This is a genomic window from Streptomyces sp. NPDC001781 (genome assembly GCF_053596035.1).
The window spans coordinates 1-1,171 of the sequence record NZ_JBSFFI010000104.1; the positions used below are offsets into that span (position 1 = coordinate 1).

General features: G+C 68.0%; 2 protein-coding genes. Both read right to left on the reverse strand.

Going from position 1 to position 1,171, the window contains the following annotated elements:
• The coding region (locus ACWCV3_RS28995; protein ID WP_451230357.1) for a hypothetical protein at positions 1-499 on the reverse strand (499 nt) is incomplete at its 3' end.
• A gap of 12 nt (positions 500-511) precedes the next feature.
• Complete coding sequence (locus ACWCV3_RS29000; protein ID WP_451230360.1) at positions 512-1,051, reverse strand: hypothetical protein; 540 nt, start codon at positions 1,049-1,051, stop codon at positions 512-514.
• Between the last annotated feature and the right edge of the window lie 120 nt (positions 1,052-1,171).

Here is a 1,171-nt window from a genome sequence, read left to right on the forward strand (position 1 = left end):
TGCCGGTGCCGCTGGTGACTTTGTAGGTGGTCGTGAACGTGTTCACGCCCGGGGTGAGCCCGGTCAGGAACGTGGCGGCCGTCGCGGCGACGGTGACGCCGGCGACGCCGACCGTCGCGGGGCCCCGGTTGTCCTGCTCGGCGACGGACGACACGCCGGTGACGTTGAAGGACGCCCGGGACGAGCCGGCGCCGCTGTTGGCGACCTGGGCGTGCAGCAGCACCAGGGCCTGCGAGCCGGTGGTGACGGTGACGGACGGTCCGGCCGACGCACTGAGCGGCCCGTAGGACGTGGAGACCGTGGTGTCGGAAGACAGGCTCTCCGCCCACGTCGGTATCCGCTCGGCGATCTGGTTGGTAGCGCTGGTGACGAAGATCGACCCCGGCGTGGTCGCTTTCGCGGGCGCGGTCTCGGCGAGGTTGTCGCGCAGGAAGGTGTTGAACTGCGCCGCCGTGAAGACGGCGCCGGCGACGGCGGTCATGGGGGCGGTCCAGGACATGGGGCGAGCTCCTCAGAACGGGATGACGATCAGCTCGCGGTACAGGAACGTCCCCGTTCCCGACCCCACCAGGTACCGCATGGTGAACGTGTTGGTGCCGGGGGTCAGGGTCTCGAACATGTGGCTCATGCTGATCCGCCAGACGTTCCCAGAGTTGGCGCCGTCGCGGACCATGCACCACTGGTCGTCGGCCGCGATGGAGGACGCCCCGGTGACCGCCACGGAGACCTTGGAGGCCCCGTTGGTGGACGTGTTGTCGATGGAGCAGGCGTACATGCACAGGGCGCGGGTGCCGGTGGCGACGGTCACGCGGGGGCCGATGGTGGTCAGGTCGCTGTACGTCGTCGCCGTGGTCGTCTGGGACGTGCCGACGAACTGCTTGGCCATCTGCCGGGCGGCGATCTGGTTGGCGCCGGTGGAGACGAAGATCTGGCCCTCGGCGGTCGCCTTGGCGGGCGCGGTCTCGTTCAGGTTGTCGCGCACGTGCTGGTTGAACTGTGCTGCCGTGAAGGCGCTGCCCGCGACGGCGGTCATGGGTGCGGTCCAAGCCACGTTCTCGGCCACCTCTCGGGGCTCGCTTATCGAAACGACTTCGTTTCTGTACCCGCTGTACCCAGTGCTCCGTATAGCGCTATACGTAGGGGAATTTTTTGGTTATACCCAGCACTGGGT